Source organism: Litorivita pollutaquae (assembly GCF_003205515.1).
GTDB lineage: Bacteria > Pseudomonadota > Alphaproteobacteria > Rhodobacterales > Rhodobacteraceae > Litorivita > Litorivita pollutaquae.
Genome location: NZ_KZ826483.1, coordinates 278,696 through 296,635, shown reverse-complemented (window position 1 = coordinate 296,635; position 17,940 = coordinate 278,696). Strand labels below are relative to the sequence as shown.

Genomic DNA, 17,940 nt, shown 5'->3' with positions numbered 1-17,940 from the left:
GAACGAAATGAAGCGCTGTGGAGTAGATCCGCGACAGCGCAGATCGGGTCAGAAGGTTTTGGCGATCGAGAATTTGATGTTGCGCCCAAGCCCGTTGCGGGTGTTCAGGTAGGGGCGATATTCGGCATCAAACAGGTTCTCGACCGAGGCGCGGAATTCCACGTCTTTGGCCGCACCATGATTGGGCACATAGGCCGCCGTCAGCGCATAGATCGTGTAGCTGTCCGAGGGCGCGGTCGCCCCCGAAGTGCCGGTCGTGCGGGTGTTTTCCCAAGCATGCACCGCCTCGACCGCAAGGTTCAATTGATCATCGAAGAACCGCTTGCCGAGGGTCAACTGCGCCTTGTCCGACGGGGCCCAGTTGAACGGATCAGAGGTGTCATTCACCGTGCCGCGGGTGCGGGCCACGTTGAAATCAGCATAAAATGCCGGATGCACATAGGACAATTCAAACTCTGCCCCTTTCAGATCCACCACCGCCGCGCCGGAATAGGTCGTGCCATCCCAGATATGGGTGTGAAACCCGGTCAACTTGGCCTTCAGCGCATCCTCGCCGGTGAACACGCCCACGCTGTCGTAAGACAGACCCAACTCTATGGTACGGCCCTTTTCTTTTTGAGTGCGGTAGGTTGCATTGCGCAAATCATCAAGGATCGGCAGGTTCTCGTTATAGGCCAATGTCCCAAACACCGCGATATCATCCGTCAGGGCAAACCGCCCCGATACCGCGCCGGTGAAGGCCTCGGAGGTAAAGGACGTGCCATCGGCCAAGCCCGGAGTAACGATACATGTGGTCGGCCCGAAACATTGCACGCCGTCAATATTGTCATAAGAGGTTAGGGTTTGACGTTCATACCGCAATTGCGGCGTCAAGGTGAACCGCTCCCCAAAGGCGATCTCGTCCGCGATCCATACCGCGATGGATTCGTCCGTCCCGCCCGGCGCGGATAGATCGTTATATCCCACATTGCTGCCTGCCGTGCTGGTCGATTGACGCTCGCGCTTTTTCAATTCGATACCGGTGCTCAACGTATGCGCCACTGTGCCGGCGGAAAACAACGCTTCGTTGCTCACCCGCAGGGCCACGGTTTTTGTATCATGATCGGCGTTGTAGAGGTCGCTGGAGGTATCCACCGACGTGATTTCCATCGCCTCGTCTTTGTAGGTCAACCGCGCCTCGATATTGATCAGATCGTTGCCCGCCGGGTTGTAACGATAGGCGGCATAGGCTGTGGTATCGCGGGTGTAGCGATCCACCAAAACGTCGGTCCAACTGGGATCATAGGCGTTATAGGGCACGTCATCTTCGGGGATCTCGTTATAGGCCATCGAAAAGGTCAGCGTGCTGGCATCGGTCAAATGGTAGTTGGCCTTGAGCAACCCCGAAGGCGCCGTGAAACCGGTGGCGTCCTGCTCCTTGCCCGCCCCATCCTTGCGCGCATCGACATCGCGGTATCCGGCAAAGGCCAGAATGTTGAACCTGTCATCGGGGGCAAAGGACAGGATCGAGGTCGCCACCACACCGTTGCCGTTGCTCTCAAATCCTAATTTCTGGCGGAACGAGAAGGTATCGCCATCCTCGAGGAAATCGGTCGCATCCTTGGTTTCGGCCTCGACCGTGCCGCCCATCGCACCAGAGCTATATTGGAAACTTTCGGCGGGGCCGCGGGTGACGGTGATTTCACGGAACAATTCCGGCTCTAACGCGAGCATCGAACCGTTGCGATACACCTCTTCGGCGCCGCTGGCGACGCCATCGATGACAACTGAAACCTTGCCATCGGTGCCATAGGTGCCGCCATAGGCCCCAAGCCCGCGGATCGACACGCCCGCGCCTTGCGGCAATGACCCGTTCACCAACGTCACATTGGGCACGCTATCAAGCAACTCCCCCATCGAGGTGGCCTGCCGTTCGTCCAATTCCTCTTGAGAAATCACAGTTTCGGATGTGGCGGTTTGGGTTTGAATACCGCGTCGGCTTTCGCCCAATGTGACGGTGCCGATAAAATCGCCATAGCCGGTTTCACCCGCCTCTTGCGAAAAAACCGGCGTTGCGAAAACGGGCGCAACGGCCAAAGCCGCCGCAAGCCCGCGCAGGCTCGTTTGCGTGGTCATAAAAGTCCCCTTGGATGTCAGGTATCGGCTGGCAACCAGAGGCGCTTGCGGTTCTGCCGCCCTTCTACGTTTATCTGATTATTTTTGTCAAGTAATGTCTGTGGGTATTTTCACACCATAACTGCCGTTCGCTGCCTTCACGGATATGGCCGCCATATGCGGCCACCTGCCGCCCGCCGCTCCAATGCGATAACGCCCCCAACGTATGATGTTCCCATGCCTGTGTCAGGCGAACCTCCCCCTATCCGCCCGCCGCCCGATACCTCGCCGCCGGTCCGCGACGGGGGCCGTGACGGTCGGTTAGAGCCGCCATATCAATGCCGCAAATGCATTAAAAACCAGACCTTACAGTAAAACCAATCGCCTTACCGGCTTGCCCAAGGGCGGATTAGCAGCGATAAAGCAGCAAGTATCGTGCCCGGGAAGCAGTCTGGCAAAGCACATGCGCCGTGACGATGCGCGGATCATAGCCGGCCTCGACACCCGACATCGCGCAAAGCAGTGCTGCTTTCCCGCAACGGCACCCCACACGTTTCAATTGCCCATGACGCAAAGGCCTTTTTATGCTGGATTTCCCCTATGACACCGCCCCGGCCCCCGGCGAGGTATTCACCATCCGCCCCGGTCTTTTGTGGGTGCGGCTTTCCCTTCCGTTCCGTTTGGATCATGTGAATATCTACCTGATCGAAGACGGAGACGGATGGATCATTGTGGACACCGGCATTGACGACAAAGCCGGCCGCGCGCAATGGCAGGCTCTTTTTGACGGCGCTTTGAAAGGCTATCGGTTCAACGGGCTGTTCGTTACGCATCATCACCCTGATCACATCGGATTGGCAGGCTGGCTTTGTGACAAACTGGACATCCCGCTTTTGACCAGCCAAACGGCGTTCCTGTCGGCAATGAACTTCTACAATTCGCCCGAACTTCTGGCGGCAACGGCCTATAGCCGGTTTTACGCCAGCCACGGCATGACACCCGAGGTCGCGGCATTGGTCAGCACGCAGGGGCAGGAATATATGCGGATGCTGTCGAAACCGCCCTTCACCTACCGGCGTCTGCGCGACGGCGATGTATTGACCCTAGGCGGGCGCGCGTTCCATGTTTTGAGCGGCGATGGCCATTGCTCCGAACAATTGATGCTACATCTGCCCGAAGAGAATTTGCTTCTGGCCGCCGATCAAGTCATCGAAAAGATCAGCCCCAACGTGTCTGTCATGGCCTTCGAACCGGGCGGTGATCCCCTGGGCGGGTTTCTGCATTCGCTGGACCGGTTGCGCAGCACCCTGCCCGACGATGTGTTGGTTTTGGCCGGTCACCGAATGCCGTTTTATGGTTTGCATGACCGATGCACCGCGCTGATTGCCCACCACCATGAGCGTTGTGACATTATCCGTGCGGCCCTCGCGACCGGACCGAAATCGGCAGCCGAACTTGTGCCGGTGATGTTCCCGCGTGACCTCACCCCGCATGAGATGAGCTTTGCCTTTACCGAAGTGCTTGCCCATACCAACTACCTCGTTGGCACCGGCGATTGCCGGTGGCTCGATCGCGCCGATGGCACCCGCGCCATCACGCGGGCCTGACGGTTTCATCAAGCGCGCGGCGCAAGCCCGCATCGACCCAAGCCCACGAAATGCAAGGCATGCACTTCCGCCAATATCAAAGCGGAGCAGCCTTTGCGGCACTGGGCCGTCGCGCGACAATCAAAGGCGCTTGAATTCGGGAACGCGATTTGCGCGGCGCGCGCAGCGTCTTCAGTTTTGGTGTGACAATTTGACGTGACAATAAGAGGCTCGCACGCAGCGACCCGCAGGTCCTGCGGCAAAGCAATCTGCTTTAGCCGCGCGCACAGATACCTATGCCGCCCGGATGGAACCATTGAAACGCGATCGCACCGGTAGGCAACAAAAGCTTACGCTGGCGCAAGTGCCCGTGAATGCGGGCGGACAAGCCATTGCCCCCAATTCGGTACTGGATCAGAAAGCCGGCGATGCTGCTGACATTGGCGCGCCGCGTGCCATTTGGTTCGCGATTGCGATCAAAGCTCGCCCCAAAGAAGCCCCTGAATTTCACCCTCACGGGACATTCCAGACATCAAAAGCATAGCGATGCGGTGGGTTTCGCTGAACCTTTGAGCGCAAGCGGCGATGCTACAAGGTACCGTGACGACCTCCTAATTTCGGCACATCGTTAAAAACAACGCGAAAGCCATTTCATAGATCAAAACTGCATCTCATAGCCCAGACTCAGCCCATAGCTTTCGTAACCGTTTGCGCCGATACCGTCATAATACGTTCCCACAGTAAAGTTGTGACCTGCGGAATCTTGGTGGTTGATGCCCAACTCGACCCGCGCCCGTCCTCCCTCGTAATCAGGGGTGACAGTGGAGGCGTATCCGCTACCGTCGATATGTGACCAGATGCCCGAGATTCCACCCCAGAGTTCCAAGTCTCCTGTGGTGACCGGCAGCATCATACTGAAATCCATACCAATCTCGATCTGGCCAAGAGCGATGTCCTGTCCGGGAATAGTATTGCCCAAACTATCCACATAACTGTGTTGGTCATCGGTGGAATAAGATGCATCCATGAAAGGGGTCAGGAGAGTTCTGCCATAGGAAAGCTCTCCCGCAACTTTCAGCTGCGCCAGCAAACGCGTCGTATCGAAACTATCTTCATAGGTTCCGAACGGCGAAATCTTGTTGCTGGTCTCACCATAGAGCAATCGACCCTCAAAATAGAGCGGTTGTGTGGCGCTTCGGGCGACGAAATAGGGCCCGACCATCCACCCGGTCCCACGGACCGAAGCTACGCCTTCATCTTCGCTCAGGTGATCGAATTGAAGCATCGCACCAACCAGCAGATTTTCGCTTATGGTTTGGTGGCCACCTAATGCACCGAACACATATTCACTTTCACTGTCTCCATCGTTCGTCCACGATCCGTTGGCCTGCGCCCAGACGGGATAGCGCGCACCGGTGGCACCGGTGGCAACGTCGAAACTGCCGGCCCCTCGCGTGACCGCGAAGTTGAATTTACCACGCGGTTCTCCCGACAGGAACGACATCAAACTGGGCTGGTTGCTGATCAACTGATTGGCCCGGGTCTGCATATAGGACGCAATATGCTCTTGTGTCTGTTGCACACTGACGTCGGCAATAACAACTTGGCTGGAAGCCAGATTGCCATGCCCGGTAGCGCCGAAAGCGACATTGGCAGGGACAGCAACCCTAACATCCCCGGTCCCTGACGCATGCACCGTTGCGACATAGGATACCCCGCCGCCGGTCAGAGCGGTCACAGTGGCATTTGTGGCGCTGATGTCAGCCGCGACAAAGCCCGTCACGACCTCAGAGAAGGCAATGGCGACCGTGAACGAACTGCCGCCCGCAAGAGCTTCGGGTGCGCCTGAAATACTAACTGTTGGCGCAACCCCTGCAAAAACGGCACTCACTGTATTCGACGCTCCGTTGCTGTTGCCCGCAGCGTCAGTGAAAACACCCGCAGCAACAGACAGGGAAACGGTGCCGTCGGCGGCCGGGGTCAATGTCGCGGTATAATCGCTTCCCGAGCCGGTGAGAGTCGCTGTTGCATTGGTCAAAGTCAGATCGGCAGCGTCAAAGTCAGTGCTGTCTTCGGACAGGGTGATCGCGGCGATATACGTGCCACTGGTCGGCCCGCTTAACGCACCGATCAAGATCGTCGGCGGGGTGTCATCACCAGTAAAACCGGCCGTCGTGGGTACGGAATCGTTCCCCTCTGCATCTGTTGCGACAAGTGTGACCACACCCGATTGCTGCGGCGTATTGGAGGTAACGGTGAACGCTCCTGTACCAGCGTCCGCTATAACACTCTGGGTGCTGCCATCGGGGAACGTTATGGCCACGGCACTGCCCGGCTCGGCAGTGCCCTCAAGACCGACGCGGCTGTCCGGAGTGGCGCCCATTGTCCCAATGACGGGCGCATTCGGGGGGGTCGTGTCCGTCACGGTCACGACAAAGCTTCGCTGGGTTGCTTGGTTGCCCGCGCTGTCTTGCGCATCCACCGTAACAGTCGTGGTGCCGACCGGAAAATCATGGGGCTGGTGATGGTGCTCCCGAGAATGGAGAAGACCGGAGCAATAGTCTCACCGGAATTGTCGGTGATCGGCGCAGTCAGTACGACCGATGCCGTATTGCCCCCTGCATCTGTGTTCACCGCAATATCCGCGATAGCCCCAATGACCGGGGCCTCTGTATCCGTCGGAGCCGTGACGGTGATCGTCACGCTGTCGGCAACGGAGGGATCAATGCTGTCGTTCAGGCGCATAATAATATGCAGCCTTACACCACCGTGAGTTTCTGCATCGCGCTGCAGGGCCTCTTTCCCTCCCGCAACTAGTCTCAGGGGACCAATATGTCAGAACCTTTTGTTGGCGAAATTCGGATGTTTGCCCGTAACTTCGCGCCACGCGGCTGGGCCTTTTGCGATGGGCAACTGATCGCCGTTTCACAAAACGACGCCCTGTTTTCCCTCCTTGGCACGACCTATGGCGGCGATGGTCGCACGACCTTTGCGCTGCCGGACATGCGCGGTCGCGTACCGCTGCACCAAGGTAGCGGGCCGGGGCTAAGTCCGCGGCGTTTGGGAAGCAAAGGCGGCACTGAGGACGTGACGATTACATCCAATCAAATGGCCAGCCATTCGCACAGCCTGAATGCCAATACGGAAGATGCCACCGCAGCGCAGCCCATGGGAGCCGTGGTCGCAAAAGGCGTTGGTGTCTCTTTTTATAAGGCAGCAGGTCAAAACGAGAGCATGGCATATTCCGCAGTTACAAACACCGGTGGAACGCAGTCTCACGTCAACCTCATGCCAACGCTATGCGTTAGCTTCATAATCGCTTTGTACGGCGTTTATCCAAGTCGTAATTAGGAGACCAGATATGTCGGAACCCTTCATTGCCGAAATTCGCATATTCGCCGGTAGTTTTGCGCCGCGGGGCTGGGCCTTTTGCGATGGCCAATTGCTGCCCGTAGCAAACAATACAGCTTTGTTTTCACTGATCGGCACGACGTACGGCGGCGACGGGCGCAGCACAACCGCTCTGCCCAACCTTCAGGGGCGCGCGCCGATGCACCCCGGACGCGGACCCTGCCTAAGGTCCCGCCGTCTGGGGGAGAAGACCGGCGTCGAAACGGTTACTTTGACTGAGGCGCAAATCCCGTCGCATACCCATACGCTGAGAGCAACAACGGACACCGCGGATACAAACGTGGCTCCGGACACCACGACATCACTTGCACAACCGGGTGGTTTTCCACCGCACCCGATATATCAAACAAATACCAGCACCAATCTTGTTGATATGGCGGAGCAATCCATGAGCTCAGCTGGTGGCGGGCAGGCCCACACGAACCTTCAGCCCTTTCTCGTGATGAATTTCATTATCGCACTGGCCGGGCTATATCCCTCGCGCGGTTAAGTGCAGAGCATATTGTGGGAAGTAAGGTCGGGGCGTTTGTGATGAAATGTCGGACGATCCAAGAGGCCTATCTCTTGGCGATCCACAGGGGCACGCGGCACAAATGAAGGATGATCAATGCCAGTTGACACCGCCATGCCGGACACGCCTGAATTATTGCACGAAATGACGGTATCGCCCTCCTCAAAGAAATGATCCAGATGGCCAACGCATGCCCACCACACTTACCACCGACGAAACACGCGTCCCGTTACGGGATTCATTATCGTGAAATGGCCGAAGGCGATATGGAGTTTCTCTCGCGGCTTTACCGTTCGACGCGTGAGGACGAGTTATCTCGCACACCATGGGACGAGCCGGAAAAACAGGCCTTCATCAACATGCAGTTTTCTGCACAGCACGAGCATTACCAGAAACACTATCCTGATGCGCTGTGGCTCATCATCGAGCAGGGGGGCACTCAGATTGGGCGGCTTTATTTCGAACGCTGGGACACTGAGCATCGGATTATTGATATCGCCCTGATCCCCGAAGCACGTGCAAAAGGACTGGGCGGTGCTATTCTGTCGGATCTGATGGAGGATGCAGCGGCCAACGGTGGAAAAAACATCGGCATTCACGTTGAGAAACAGAATCCGGCTATCTCATTGTATCGGCGTATGGGATTTACAGTGGTCGAAGACAAAGGCGTCTACGACCTGTTACGCTGGACCCCGTCACTCTAACGGATCATCCTGCTCTGCTCAGGTGAAAATGGCCTCATATTGATATCCGGCCTCTTTCTCCGCTACAGGCACCAAAAACACATCATGCGAACCGATTGCGGCCTGTGACACACAATAGGTGGCCTGCTGAAGTGCCGGTTCGGAAGGCCCCTGCCAAAGCAGGGAAAAGGCGCCGCCATTTCTCTCTCCGGAACCGAGTTTTTTGACCTCAATGAGTTCAAGATCAAGCTTTGTATCTATTGAGGTAACGGTAAACACAGACCCTTCCATCTTGGAAAAATCTTCGGCCGTCATATCTCTTAAGTCGTTCATTTTACCTGTATCTTTCATCTAAGTTCAACTGCCCCCAAAAGAGTTTAGAGCACGTGGGGCGCCTCCACCTCAATAGACCCTAAGCCATGCTTGCTGTAACCCAAATACCCTATGATGTTTGGGCAAATTTCAAGGATAGGAAAAGGATGCGCCGGTCCATGGGCCAAAACCGCGCCCGCCGCATCCCGTTATCTTTCGACGTCATGGCGTGATTGACCAAGCCCCGGAGGACGACGGCTGAATCGTCTGACTTGTGGGCAATTCAAAGCTCAACAACGATGAAAGCGCCGCCCAATTCGATAAATCTTCGGCACCGCGCGCGCTCCAGATGTCAATATCTTCCTTGGTGAGGCCAGCCGAGATACCCCAAAGGCGCTCAATCCGGGCCAAGCCTTGAAGTGCCGGCCCCGAATCCTCGGTCACTTTGGCGAGCTGAGACCGGCAAATCTCGATCTGCATCAGCTGATACTCATCTGCGTTCAACACTTGGACGGCCTCCATCAACGCAGTCAGCGTATCTTGTATCTCGCCCGTGAGCTGAAGCGCCTTGCCGACATCCTGTCCAATTTTGATGACGCCCTCGATCAGCGGTGTGATCGGATCAGCCGCCTCATCGCCGGCGGCCATCTCGCCAATCTTGATGCTGACATTGATCGCCATTGTTGCATAGGCCACATCGGCGGCCAGCATATCGGCATTCAGGGATTGCTCTTGTTCCTGAAACTGAGTGTTAAGCTCTTCGACCAGCTTCAACGCCGCCGCGACCTTGGCTTTGTCCACTTGCGTGAACGTCGTCACGATGGAGCTGAGTTGGCTCAGATAGGTCTGGCCCTCCCCTACCCCCGATGCCAGCTTCACCGCCTGCACCTGCACAGTTGAAATTGTTTTGTCACTGAAGAACACCTTCCGGCACTCACTTTGAAAGATGTCGTCCGGCACCGGCGCGATCTCGTTCTGGGAGAAAAGTTGGGATATCTGGTGCACCTGCGAAACGACCTGCGCATTCAGCAGCGCGCTCCAGAACGAATCCCAAAGCCCCTCTCGCCAGGCGTTGAAGTCGTTCACAAGCTGGACATAACTTGGATCGCCGGTGATTTGGGCGGGGAGAACGACGGCCCTCGTCGCAGTCAAGTAGGCCTGCACCTTGAGGATGGAATTATAAAATGGGATGACCGTGTCCTGGGCCGTGCGCGCCAATCCGTTCATGCGTTTGCTCCCGTGATGTTGGCCTGATCCGGTATCGCCGGAAATGCTATCCAGTTGGAATTCGGGTCACCGGGACTTCCTGACAGGTAATATGTCTGCCCGGTGCCGTCGGTATAGACCGGTTTTCCGCTGTCAGGGGACGCGGTCACATAGATCGCATTGGTTGCAACCTGCGTGTCCACCGGACTGCCGCCCTCTACGATGCAGTAAAACAGGTTCTGATCTGTGGATATCTGATACTGCGCACCAGCAACACTTTGTGCCTGAACAATGGTGTTCAGGTTGCCGGAAACCTCGGCCTCGCCAATCGATCCGTTGTACAAATAGGGGGTCTGGTCGGTGCCGATATATCCCAAATATCCGCTCGCGGAATTGGACCCTGTCAAGCTGCTGGCACTTTGATCAGGAGGCGTCACCGGGCTCCAGGATCCATCATAGCTATAAATTGCGCCCGAGTTATTAGCGCGCGCATAAAGCACGCCTTTCGACACCGCCAAGGCGGCCGGAAAGTCGTTTTCAACGGGGAATTTCGGAAGTTGGGTCCAGGAGGCGCCATCGTACTGGAAGACGTAGGGCATCAATTGTCCGGTCGTGTCATACTTGGAGCAGAATATGCGGGTCCCATCCGTTGCCATGTTAGACACTGGAAAATCACTTATGGGGCCCCAGGCGCCTTGGCTGTATAGGTATAGGTAGTAATCGCTGTTATAACTCTGGGCGATGGCTGAACCGTCTTGAGGCGCGGCGTTGATCGTCAGTGCGATTTCGCCAGCCGCGACGATGTTTACGGCGCATTGCCCGGTGTCGGTCCAGCCATTCTGGTTGTAGCCGCTGAACATGACGGAACCGGAGGGTTTTACGACAAACACGCCTCCGTCAAATGGGGCTGTCGTGTTCTGCTGATACACTTGACTGCGCGGCGGCCAAGTGTAGAGCGTCGTCAAAGCGAGCTCTCCGGCCGCAGCCATGATGGCCGTCCATTCTTCCCTTGCGGCCGCGATATCTTCATTTTCAAGATCATCGGTCATTTCCTGCAACAATTCGACCAACTCATTGTAAAGGTTGGTCAACGTAATCAGCTCTTGTTGGGCGACCGCGTTCATTTGATCGAACCCCTGCACCTGCGTCGCAAAGCATTGCAATTGCGATACCTGACTTGTATCTGCAGCCACCGCATTGCTCTGCTGGTTGAGGGCGGTTTCGTCCATCGCGATCTCTGCATTCAGCGCCATGATGTCGGTGCTGGTCTCGTACAGGCCATAGGCTGCCATTCCCATGGTGAACCAGCCCACTGGGTTCCACCAATTCGCGATGCCAATGATAGCGGTCGTGCCTTCAGCCGCGATCGCGACATAATCGCCAATCAATTTATTATTATCGTCAGCTATTTCTTTTTGCAGCGCAGCCATACTGTCGTTCAAGCTGCCGATCTCGTCCGAATATGCATCGATGATCTCTGCAATGGTGCCCGTCTCGCACTGCAAGACGATGTTCTCCGTCTGTTGCCCCATTGATTGGCCGAAGTCGCCAATCAATGTCGAATAATTGGAGACTGCGTTAACCTCGGTACCAACAAGCGCATTCAGATTATTCAAATCCTCTTCATACGCGGCGCTTCCGGGCAGGAGAACCGCAAGCTGATCAAGATAGTATTGCACCGTCGGGTCGATATTTTGCACGCCTGCCGGAACGCTCGACAATTGCGAATATATACTGGCCCCGCCCCCCGGACTGCTAAGCCATTGACTCGCGGTGCCTTGCATCGCGGCATATTGCTCTTGAAAGACCTGGTAGGCTTGTTGCAGTTCTTGATCGTTGATCCCGGGCGTTTTCTCGGGTGTGGTCGTGAAACTTGCCGGTGGCACAGTCGTGTTCGCGAGAAGGTTCGTATAAGATGAAACCGCCGTGACACCCGCCGTGATGGATGCTGATTGGACCACCATCAACCGCGCGTGGCGCCCGAGTCGGGTCTTGGGCGAAAGTGCCTCAACGCCTGATTTCTTGAGGTATGCCTTCGTAAGCGCGGCCTTTTGCGCTTCGAAGCGGGCGAAGTTGAAATCGGCGAAATCTCGTAACTGCATAACGATGCCTTGTGGTTGTGTATAAAATATACACTCTCCCTTACGGGGAGGATTACCCATGGACAACATGCCAGAACACCGTTTTCGCGGCGCAATTAAGTCAGATTTTATGGAACGAGGTATTTGACGGATATTGCTCCTGTTAAGGCAACATCTCCACATGTTCTGGTCAGTGACGTCCGGCATCCGCCCCGGCCCGTCCACAACGCGTCGGCGCAATCCACAGAGCGTTTCATCCACTGGATTTCCGTTGCCTTCGGCTGTCACCACATCCCAATTGATCCGCCCCCCTACCCCATCAAGATAGAGTTTGATCAACGCCCGACGGGAAAAAGCTATGGCGGAACCGTTTTGACCCGGCCATGCATCGGGATGCGCATAGACCAAGAGGCCGGTGTTCCAGCAGCTTAAATACCCCACAGGCCTTGGCTGGCGCGAAAGCCTTGCGACAGGGTCAGGTCATTATTTGGGGCCTTTGGGAAACGCCCGCTCAGTAGAGTGTCGAAAGGCGGCGGCATCGAAAGGACCGATGCCGCCAGGGGGGTGTCCACAGGGAGGTTGGAGAGGAGAAATCCTACACAAGGGGATGTATGTGCGACGATGCGGTTTCTTGCCCTTGTGTCCGGCGGCAAAACAGAAGATCTGCGATGGCATTCCCGTTAAAACCTCACTGCCACAAATGCGGTATATCCTTATTAGACACCTATCAAAGCTGCGGGAGAAATCGCTTTCGCAAGGGTGCTCTGACGATTGGGTAGGTTCACAGTCTCAGTAGCAACAAGCCGGTCACCGCATTTCAAATGCACCTCCAAAGCGGATGGATCTTGTGTCGCATCGCTGCGCACCAGATCGTAACCGGCCGCGATCCCAAGCGCCTGAACCTTCATGCCTTTAAGATCAGACCAAAACCGTGGCGGCACCGGGGCGGGACGTTCCTTGTTACAAATCGCGGCTGCCGCAATTTGTGCCTGCGAGATGGCATTGTGAACGGTTTCGATGCGCAGCTTTCCGGGCGCATATATATTGTCACCGCGGGCGCAATCGCCGATTGCGAATATTTTTGGGTCGGATGTCCGCATATCCAGATCGACGCAGATACCATTGTCACATTCCAAACCCGCAGCTTCGGCAAGCGCGACATTGGGGGTGGCACCGATGCCCGCCAACACAAGATCGGCCTTCACCTCGGTTCCATCGCCAAGATTGACCGCGCAAATGCGTTGACCTGCGGCACCGAAGCCTTCGATTTTCTTGTTGAACAGGAATTTCACACCCGCATCTGCCAACGACTGAGTGACGAAATTGGTTGTTGCAGGCGAGGCAACGCGGGCCATGGCGCGCGCGGCAGATTCGATAACCGTGACCGTCTTTCCCAGATCAACTGCGGCAGAGGCGACCTCGAGACCGATCACGCCGGCCCCAATGATGACAACGTCGTTGCAGTCGGCGCCGGCCAGAGCCTGACGCAAACCTGCTGAATCGCCAAGGTGCCGCAGATAATGAATTCCTTTCAAATCCGCCCCCTGCACATCAAGACGGCGCGGCGTGGCGCCTGTCGCAAGAATCAGAGTATCGAATTTCGTCGTCTTACCATCTGAAAAGCGAATTCTTCGCTTCGTTCTGTCAATTTTGACGATTTTTCGCGCGCGCATCAGTTCGATGTTATTGTCTTGGAAAAAGGAAAGTGGGCGTATCGGCGTGGGCTGTGGTCTGTCCGATCCGCGCAGCCAGGCCTTAGAGAGAGGCGGGCGCTGATAGGGGAGCGCCACTTCCTCACCAATAAGCTTGATTGCGCCCTCATATCCATTCTTTCGCAAGGTTGCGGCGGCATTTGTGCCCGCTACTCCGTTGCCAATGATGACAGTTGTGTCCATGTTCCTGTTCCTCCTTAGGTATGTCGAACGTTTAGATAAGGCCAAGCGACCGGGCGATCAGGACCGCTTCGGTACGATTGCCGGCTTTGAGGCCTTGCATGATTTTCCTGAAGTGCCATTTCACGGTGTCTTCCGTGACATGCAGGCGCGCTGCAATTTCCTTGTTGCTCAAACCAAGCGCCGCATTTTGCAAGACCCCGACTTGCTTTTGGCTGATCGGGGCGGCGCTATCGACAGTGGGGCGTTGGTCGCCCTGCCCCTCGTTCGCCGGTTTTGCAATCTTGGAAATTTCGGGCACTGTTTGATCCAAGAGGGCTCTCGTCTCCGGGCAAATGGCCCGCAAAAAGTGGCGCCTGTTTAGCAATGATCTGGCGCTACCCAGTTGTTCCGCCTTTTGATTGGCGTCGGCGATACGTTTCAGCGCCTGCTTTTCCGCACCCATGAGATAGAGCGTCGCCGCAAGGGTATATTGGGCGCGCATGCCGCCAATTTCGTCCCTTACTGCGGTGAAATCCGAAATGGCTTTGCGCGCGTGCCGTTCCGCCAGCCCCAATTTGCGGTCTTGCAAAAACCGTGAGGCTTGCAACAATGCGATTTCCGCCTGAAGGGCGCGGTTCTGGTTTGGCAAAAACTGCAAATCATCGTCCGACGGGAGAGGCTCCTCCCTCAGAGCGGTTTTGGTTCGGGTTCCCATGGCGAAGACTTCGGTGCCCAGCCGAACCAGCATGTCCAACCGTTTCAACCCACGCTCTTTGGCCATCAACCGGCAACGTTCAAGCAACAAAAACGCCCGCGATTTATCGCCCTGACGGATGTAGATTTCGGCGGCGCTTCGGACGGTGCTCCAAACCACATCCGTTACTCCGAAATGGAGTGCAAAGTTCAGAGCCTCTTGCACGGTGCTCTCGCTTGGTGTGATCGCCCCGTCTTCTGCCTGTATCTGAAGTTCCAAAGACGCGATCATGCCCTTGACGAAGGGCGTGCGGTCATAGGCAACGTCTTCATTTTCCTGCGCCCGCCGAGTTTCGCGGCGCGCGCCATGAATGTCGCCCATCAACAGAAGGGCCAGAATCTGCGCGCCCGCAAGCCAACCAAACGCATAGCGCTGACGGACCGCGCCGCTCACGACCGTGGCAGAGGCAATGTGATCCGAAAGGGCCGCAAACTGCCTGTCAGAGGCGGCGATGAACGCTCTGCAGGTCTGCGCCGCGGCCCGTCCGACTGGGTTGACCACTCCATAAGTGTCAATCCATTCCGCGCAACGCTCGTCGCTTTGCTTCATCTCATCATGTGTCGCAAAGCCAATCGCACGGACCAGTTCGGCCCATCCATTGGGGTCTTCGTGACCTGTCGAAGCAGTGTCCCAAAAGGCCTTCAACCGATCAAGCAGGTCCTGCGCTTCGCCGGCACGTTGGCTGAAATACAGAACCCAAGCATAGCCAATCGCCAACGACGGGGTTTGAAACAGCTTGTTGCGGGAAATGCCGGTGAACCAGGTTGTCAACGCTTCGATCTCGCCCTGCCTCAAAGCAAGGTCCAACAAAGCTTGATCCGTCAGCCTTTGGGCCCAACTGTGATCATGCGCCCGCAGGCCCACCTCAACGACGACACGATATTCTTTCCTTCGCCAATGCCAAAAAGCGATACGTTTCAGGAAATACGATCGACGTGGCCCGTATTTCTCGATGAAACGATTGCGCAGATACTCTTGCAAGGCCCGGTTCATTTCATAGCGGCTGGGCTTGTCAGCGCTGGACGTCAAAAGCCCGTGGCGTGATGCAAGTTCAGCCAGCTTATGACCGGAATCGTCAATCTTGAAGACATAGTCGCTGGCTTCTGCGGTAATTTCCTCCAACCAACTGGCGTTGATCAGGCAGTCCCGAAGCGGCTCTGCGATCTGTGCCAGCACGTCCGTTTCGAAATAGGCCTGAATCTCCGGCAGGTGAATGATTGCCTCGCTGGATGTATTCGATTTGCCGGCCAATGCGCAAAGAAGCGGCCAACCCTGCGTCATATTGAATATCTTTTCCGCCCGATCGGTTTCCAACGGTAGGATTGAACAGGTCTCGTCGCGGGTGAAATTCAACTCGGCAGGGCCGATTGTCACGACATCCGACAGAACCGACAGAGAGAGCAACGTACCCGGGAAACGTTGGCTCACCACCAACCGGGTGGTTTCTGGCGTTTCCAACGTAATCGTTTTCAAGAACCTCTGGATTGTGGTGGAATCCGTGACCCCATCGAGACAGATTGTAACGGGCTTTTGGTGTCCTAAAAGATGATGCAACGCGACGGTCTTCAGGCTGCGCCCCGGCGTCTTGGCCGGAAGCTCCTGAGGCGCGAGCACCGCGACAATCGCGCTGGCAATGAGATCCGCCTCAGAGGCGCCCTCCTGCCAGAACGACGAGAGATCCAAATAGATACAGTCTTCTCCGCGATCGATCGCCGTTTGGGCGCATAAGGCGACCTGAACCGATTTTCCGAAACCTCGGGGCGCTCTGAACAGCAAGCATTTCGCACCGGAATGCTCGGCAAAGTCCAACCTGTCACGTTTCAGGCAGCCCCGGATCAACCGTTTCTGACGGATGCTCATCCGTTTGAGAAACTCGGCAACATCGTTGGCATTTGCATCGGGGGTCGTGATCATCCTTCCCTCCCCGAAAGTGATGTATCGTCGGCGTCCAAACCTCATAGCTTTAACACACAAAACCCGAAACTACACGAACGTGTAGTTGCGCGGAATCGGGGTCGGCGCGATTTCTGTCGTTCAATGTCTGACAGCAGGAACAACGATGCGACGCGCATAGGTATTGGACCGCCGCCAGACGTGATGATGGTATTCCAAGGGAGGAAACGACTGATGAAGGATCTAAATGAAACGGGCACGGCGGAGGCCGGAACCGTCGAAGCATATGTCGACAAGAAAAGATATTTCTGGATTTTGTCCGTGTTCTGGCCGGCGACGCCGCTGATCGGGCTTTATCTGGTATCTACAACGGGCTGGAGCATCTGGTACGGGACTGTCCTGATCCTTTGGTATCTGGCGGTGCCATTGCTAGATGCGATGTTCGGCGAGGATTTTTCGAATCCCCCCGAATCGGCCGTGGCTGATCTTGAAAAAGATCGCTACTACCGCGTGCTCACCTATCTCACCGTGCCCATGCACTACGCCGCTTTGATCGGATGCTGCTGGTGGGTCGCAACCCAATCGGTCAATGCGTTTGAATTCATCGCGCTGGCCTTGTCGCTGGGTGTCGTCAACGGATTGGCGCTGAACACCGGGCATGAACTGGGGCACAAAAAGGAAACCTTTGACCGCTGGATGGCCAAATTGGTGCTGGCCGTCGTTGGCTATGGCCACTTCTTTATCGAGCACAACAAAGGGCACCACCGCGATGTGGCAACCCCGAACGATCCGGCAACGTCGCGTATGGGTGAGAGCATCTACGCCTTCTCGACCCGCGAAATTCCCGGCGCGTTCAAACGGGCTTGGGAGCTTGAAGAGGTTCGCCTTAAGAGAAGCGGCAAAAGCGTCTGGAACTTGGACAACGAGATCCTTCAACCGCTGATCCTTACGGCTGTTCTCTATGCCGGTCTGCTGGCGTTCTTCGGGCCGATCATGCTTGTGTTCTTGCCAATTCAGATGGCCTACGGCTGGTGGCAGCTCACTTCGGCCAACTACATTGAGCACTATGGCCTGCTGCGTGAAAAACTGCCCAACGGCAAGTATGAGCACCAAAAACCGCACCATTCGTGGAACTCGAACCACATCATGTCGAACCTGATCCTGTTCCACTTGCAGCGGCACTCGGACCACCACGCGCACCCCACGCGGTCCTATCAATCGCTGCGCGATTTCAAGGACTTGCCGGCATTGCCTTCGGGCTATCCCGGAATGTTCTTCGCGGCTCTGCTTCCGTCGTGGTTCCGGTCGATCATGGACCATCGTGTCCTCGACTGGGCCAAGGGTGATCTGAACAGAATTCAGATCGAACCCGGCATGCGCGAACACTATGAGCGTAAATTCGGATCGGTCGAGCCTGCGCAACCTGCCGCTATGCCTGCCGAATAAGGCCCAAGCATACTGCATGACACATTGGAGTTGGCCCCGATCGGGCCAACCCCGCCCTGCCACCGCACATCTTGCTTTCATCCGATGGC

General features: G+C 56.3%; 14 protein-coding genes. 5 read left to right on the top strand and 9 right to left on the bottom strand.

What is annotated here, in order from left to right:
• Positions 1-48: 48 nt before the first annotated feature.
• Entirely contained in the window at positions 49-2,115 is a 2,067-nt protein-coding gene (locus DI396_RS07930) for a TonB-dependent receptor domain-containing protein (RefSeq protein WP_110795651.1), read from the bottom strand.
• A 563-nt stretch (positions 2,116-2,678) separates the two neighbouring features.
• Between DI396_RS07930 and DI396_RS07925 the strand changes: the two genes are divergently transcribed.
• Positions 2,679-3,701 carry an MBL fold metallo-hydrolase gene (locus tag DI396_RS07925; RefSeq protein WP_110795650.1) on the top strand — a complete coding sequence of 341 codons (1,023 nt, stop codon included), beginning with the start codon at positions 2,679-2,681 and terminating at the stop codon, positions 3,699-3,701.
• Between the two features lie 253 nt (positions 3,702-3,954).
• On the opposite strand, the gene DI396_RS16420 is transcribed toward DI396_RS07925, so the two are convergent.
• The 3 genes from DI396_RS16420 to DI396_RS07910 form a co-directional block, all read right to left on the bottom strand.
• Positions 3,955-4,197 carry a hypothetical protein gene (locus tag DI396_RS16420; protein ID WP_162617184.1) on the bottom strand — a complete coding sequence of 81 codons (243 nt, stop codon included), beginning with the start codon at positions 4,195-4,197 and terminating at the stop codon, positions 3,955-3,957.
• Positions 4,198-4,338: 141 nt separating this feature from the next.
• Positions 4,339-6,162, bottom strand: a complete 1,824-nt coding sequence (locus DI396_RS07915; protein WP_110795648.1) for an Ig-like domain-containing protein — start codon at positions 6,160-6,162, stop codon at positions 4,339-4,341.
• The gene (locus DI396_RS07910) at positions 6,108-6,425 is read right to left on the bottom strand and encodes a hypothetical protein (RefSeq protein WP_110795647.1); all 318 of its coding nucleotides are present in this window, start codon (positions 6,423-6,425) and stop codon (positions 6,108-6,110) included. The genes DI396_RS07915 and DI396_RS07910 overlap by 55 nt, the downstream gene beginning before the upstream one ends.
• Positions 6,426-6,512: 87 nt before the next feature.
• Between DI396_RS07910 and DI396_RS07900 the strand changes: the two genes are divergently transcribed.
• The 3 genes from DI396_RS07900 (at position 6,513) to DI396_RS07890 (ending at position 8,306) form a co-directional block, all read left to right on the top strand.
• Entirely contained in the window at positions 6,513-7,031 is a 519-nt protein-coding gene (locus DI396_RS07900) for a phage tail protein (RefSeq protein ID WP_110795646.1), read from the top strand.
• Positions 7,032-7,041: 10 nt separating this feature from the next.
• Positions 7,042-7,581 carry a phage tail protein gene (locus DI396_RS07895; protein WP_110795645.1) on the top strand — a complete coding sequence of 180 codons (540 nt, stop codon included), beginning with the start codon at positions 7,042-7,044 and terminating at the stop codon, positions 7,579-7,581.
• Positions 7,582-7,772: 191 nt separating this feature from the next.
• Positions 7,773-8,306, top strand: a complete 534-nt coding sequence (locus tag DI396_RS07890) for a GNAT family N-acetyltransferase (RefSeq protein WP_235851783.1) — start codon at positions 7,773-7,775, stop codon at positions 8,304-8,306.
• A gap of 18 nt (positions 8,307-8,324) precedes the next feature.
• Here DI396_RS07890 and DI396_RS07885 read toward each other — a convergent pair whose 3' ends face one another.
• The 5 genes from DI396_RS07885 to DI396_RS07865 form a co-directional block, all read right to left on the bottom strand.
• Positions 8,325-8,636 carry a DUF6916 family protein gene (locus DI396_RS07885; protein WP_235851782.1) on the bottom strand — a complete coding sequence of 104 codons (312 nt, stop codon included), beginning with the start codon at positions 8,634-8,636 and terminating at the stop codon, positions 8,325-8,327.
• Between the two features lie 183 nt (positions 8,637-8,819).
• The gene (locus DI396_RS07880) at positions 8,820-9,824 is read right to left on the bottom strand and encodes a hypothetical protein (protein WP_110795644.1); all 1,005 of its coding nucleotides are present in this window, start codon (positions 9,822-9,824) and stop codon (positions 8,820-8,822) included.
• Positions 9,821-11,905, bottom strand: coding sequence for a hypothetical protein (locus tag DI396_RS07875; protein ID WP_110795643.1), 2,085 nt, complete (start codon positions 11,903-11,905; stop codon positions 9,821-9,823). The genes DI396_RS07880 and DI396_RS07875 overlap by 4 nt, the downstream gene beginning before the upstream one ends.
• Positions 11,906-12,600: 695 nt before the next feature.
• Positions 12,601-13,779 carry an NAD(P)/FAD-dependent oxidoreductase gene (locus DI396_RS07870; protein ID WP_110795642.1) on the bottom strand — a complete coding sequence of 393 codons (1,179 nt, stop codon included), beginning with the start codon at positions 13,777-13,779 and terminating at the stop codon, positions 12,601-12,603.
• A 31-nt stretch (positions 13,780-13,810) separates the two neighbouring features.
• On the bottom strand, positions 13,811-16,426 hold the full coding sequence (locus tag DI396_RS07865; RefSeq protein ID WP_110795641.1) for a helix-turn-helix transcriptional regulator: 2,616 nt from the start codon (positions 16,424-16,426) through the stop codon (positions 13,811-13,813).
• A gap of 213 nt (positions 16,427-16,639) precedes the next feature.
• Here DI396_RS07865 and DI396_RS07860 point away from each other — a divergent pair, with 213 nt between their 5' ends.
• On the top strand, positions 16,640-17,851 hold the full coding sequence (locus DI396_RS07860) for an alkane 1-monooxygenase (protein WP_110795640.1): 1,212 nt from the start codon (positions 16,640-16,642) through the stop codon (positions 17,849-17,851).
• Positions 17,852-17,940 lie beyond the last annotated feature (89 nt).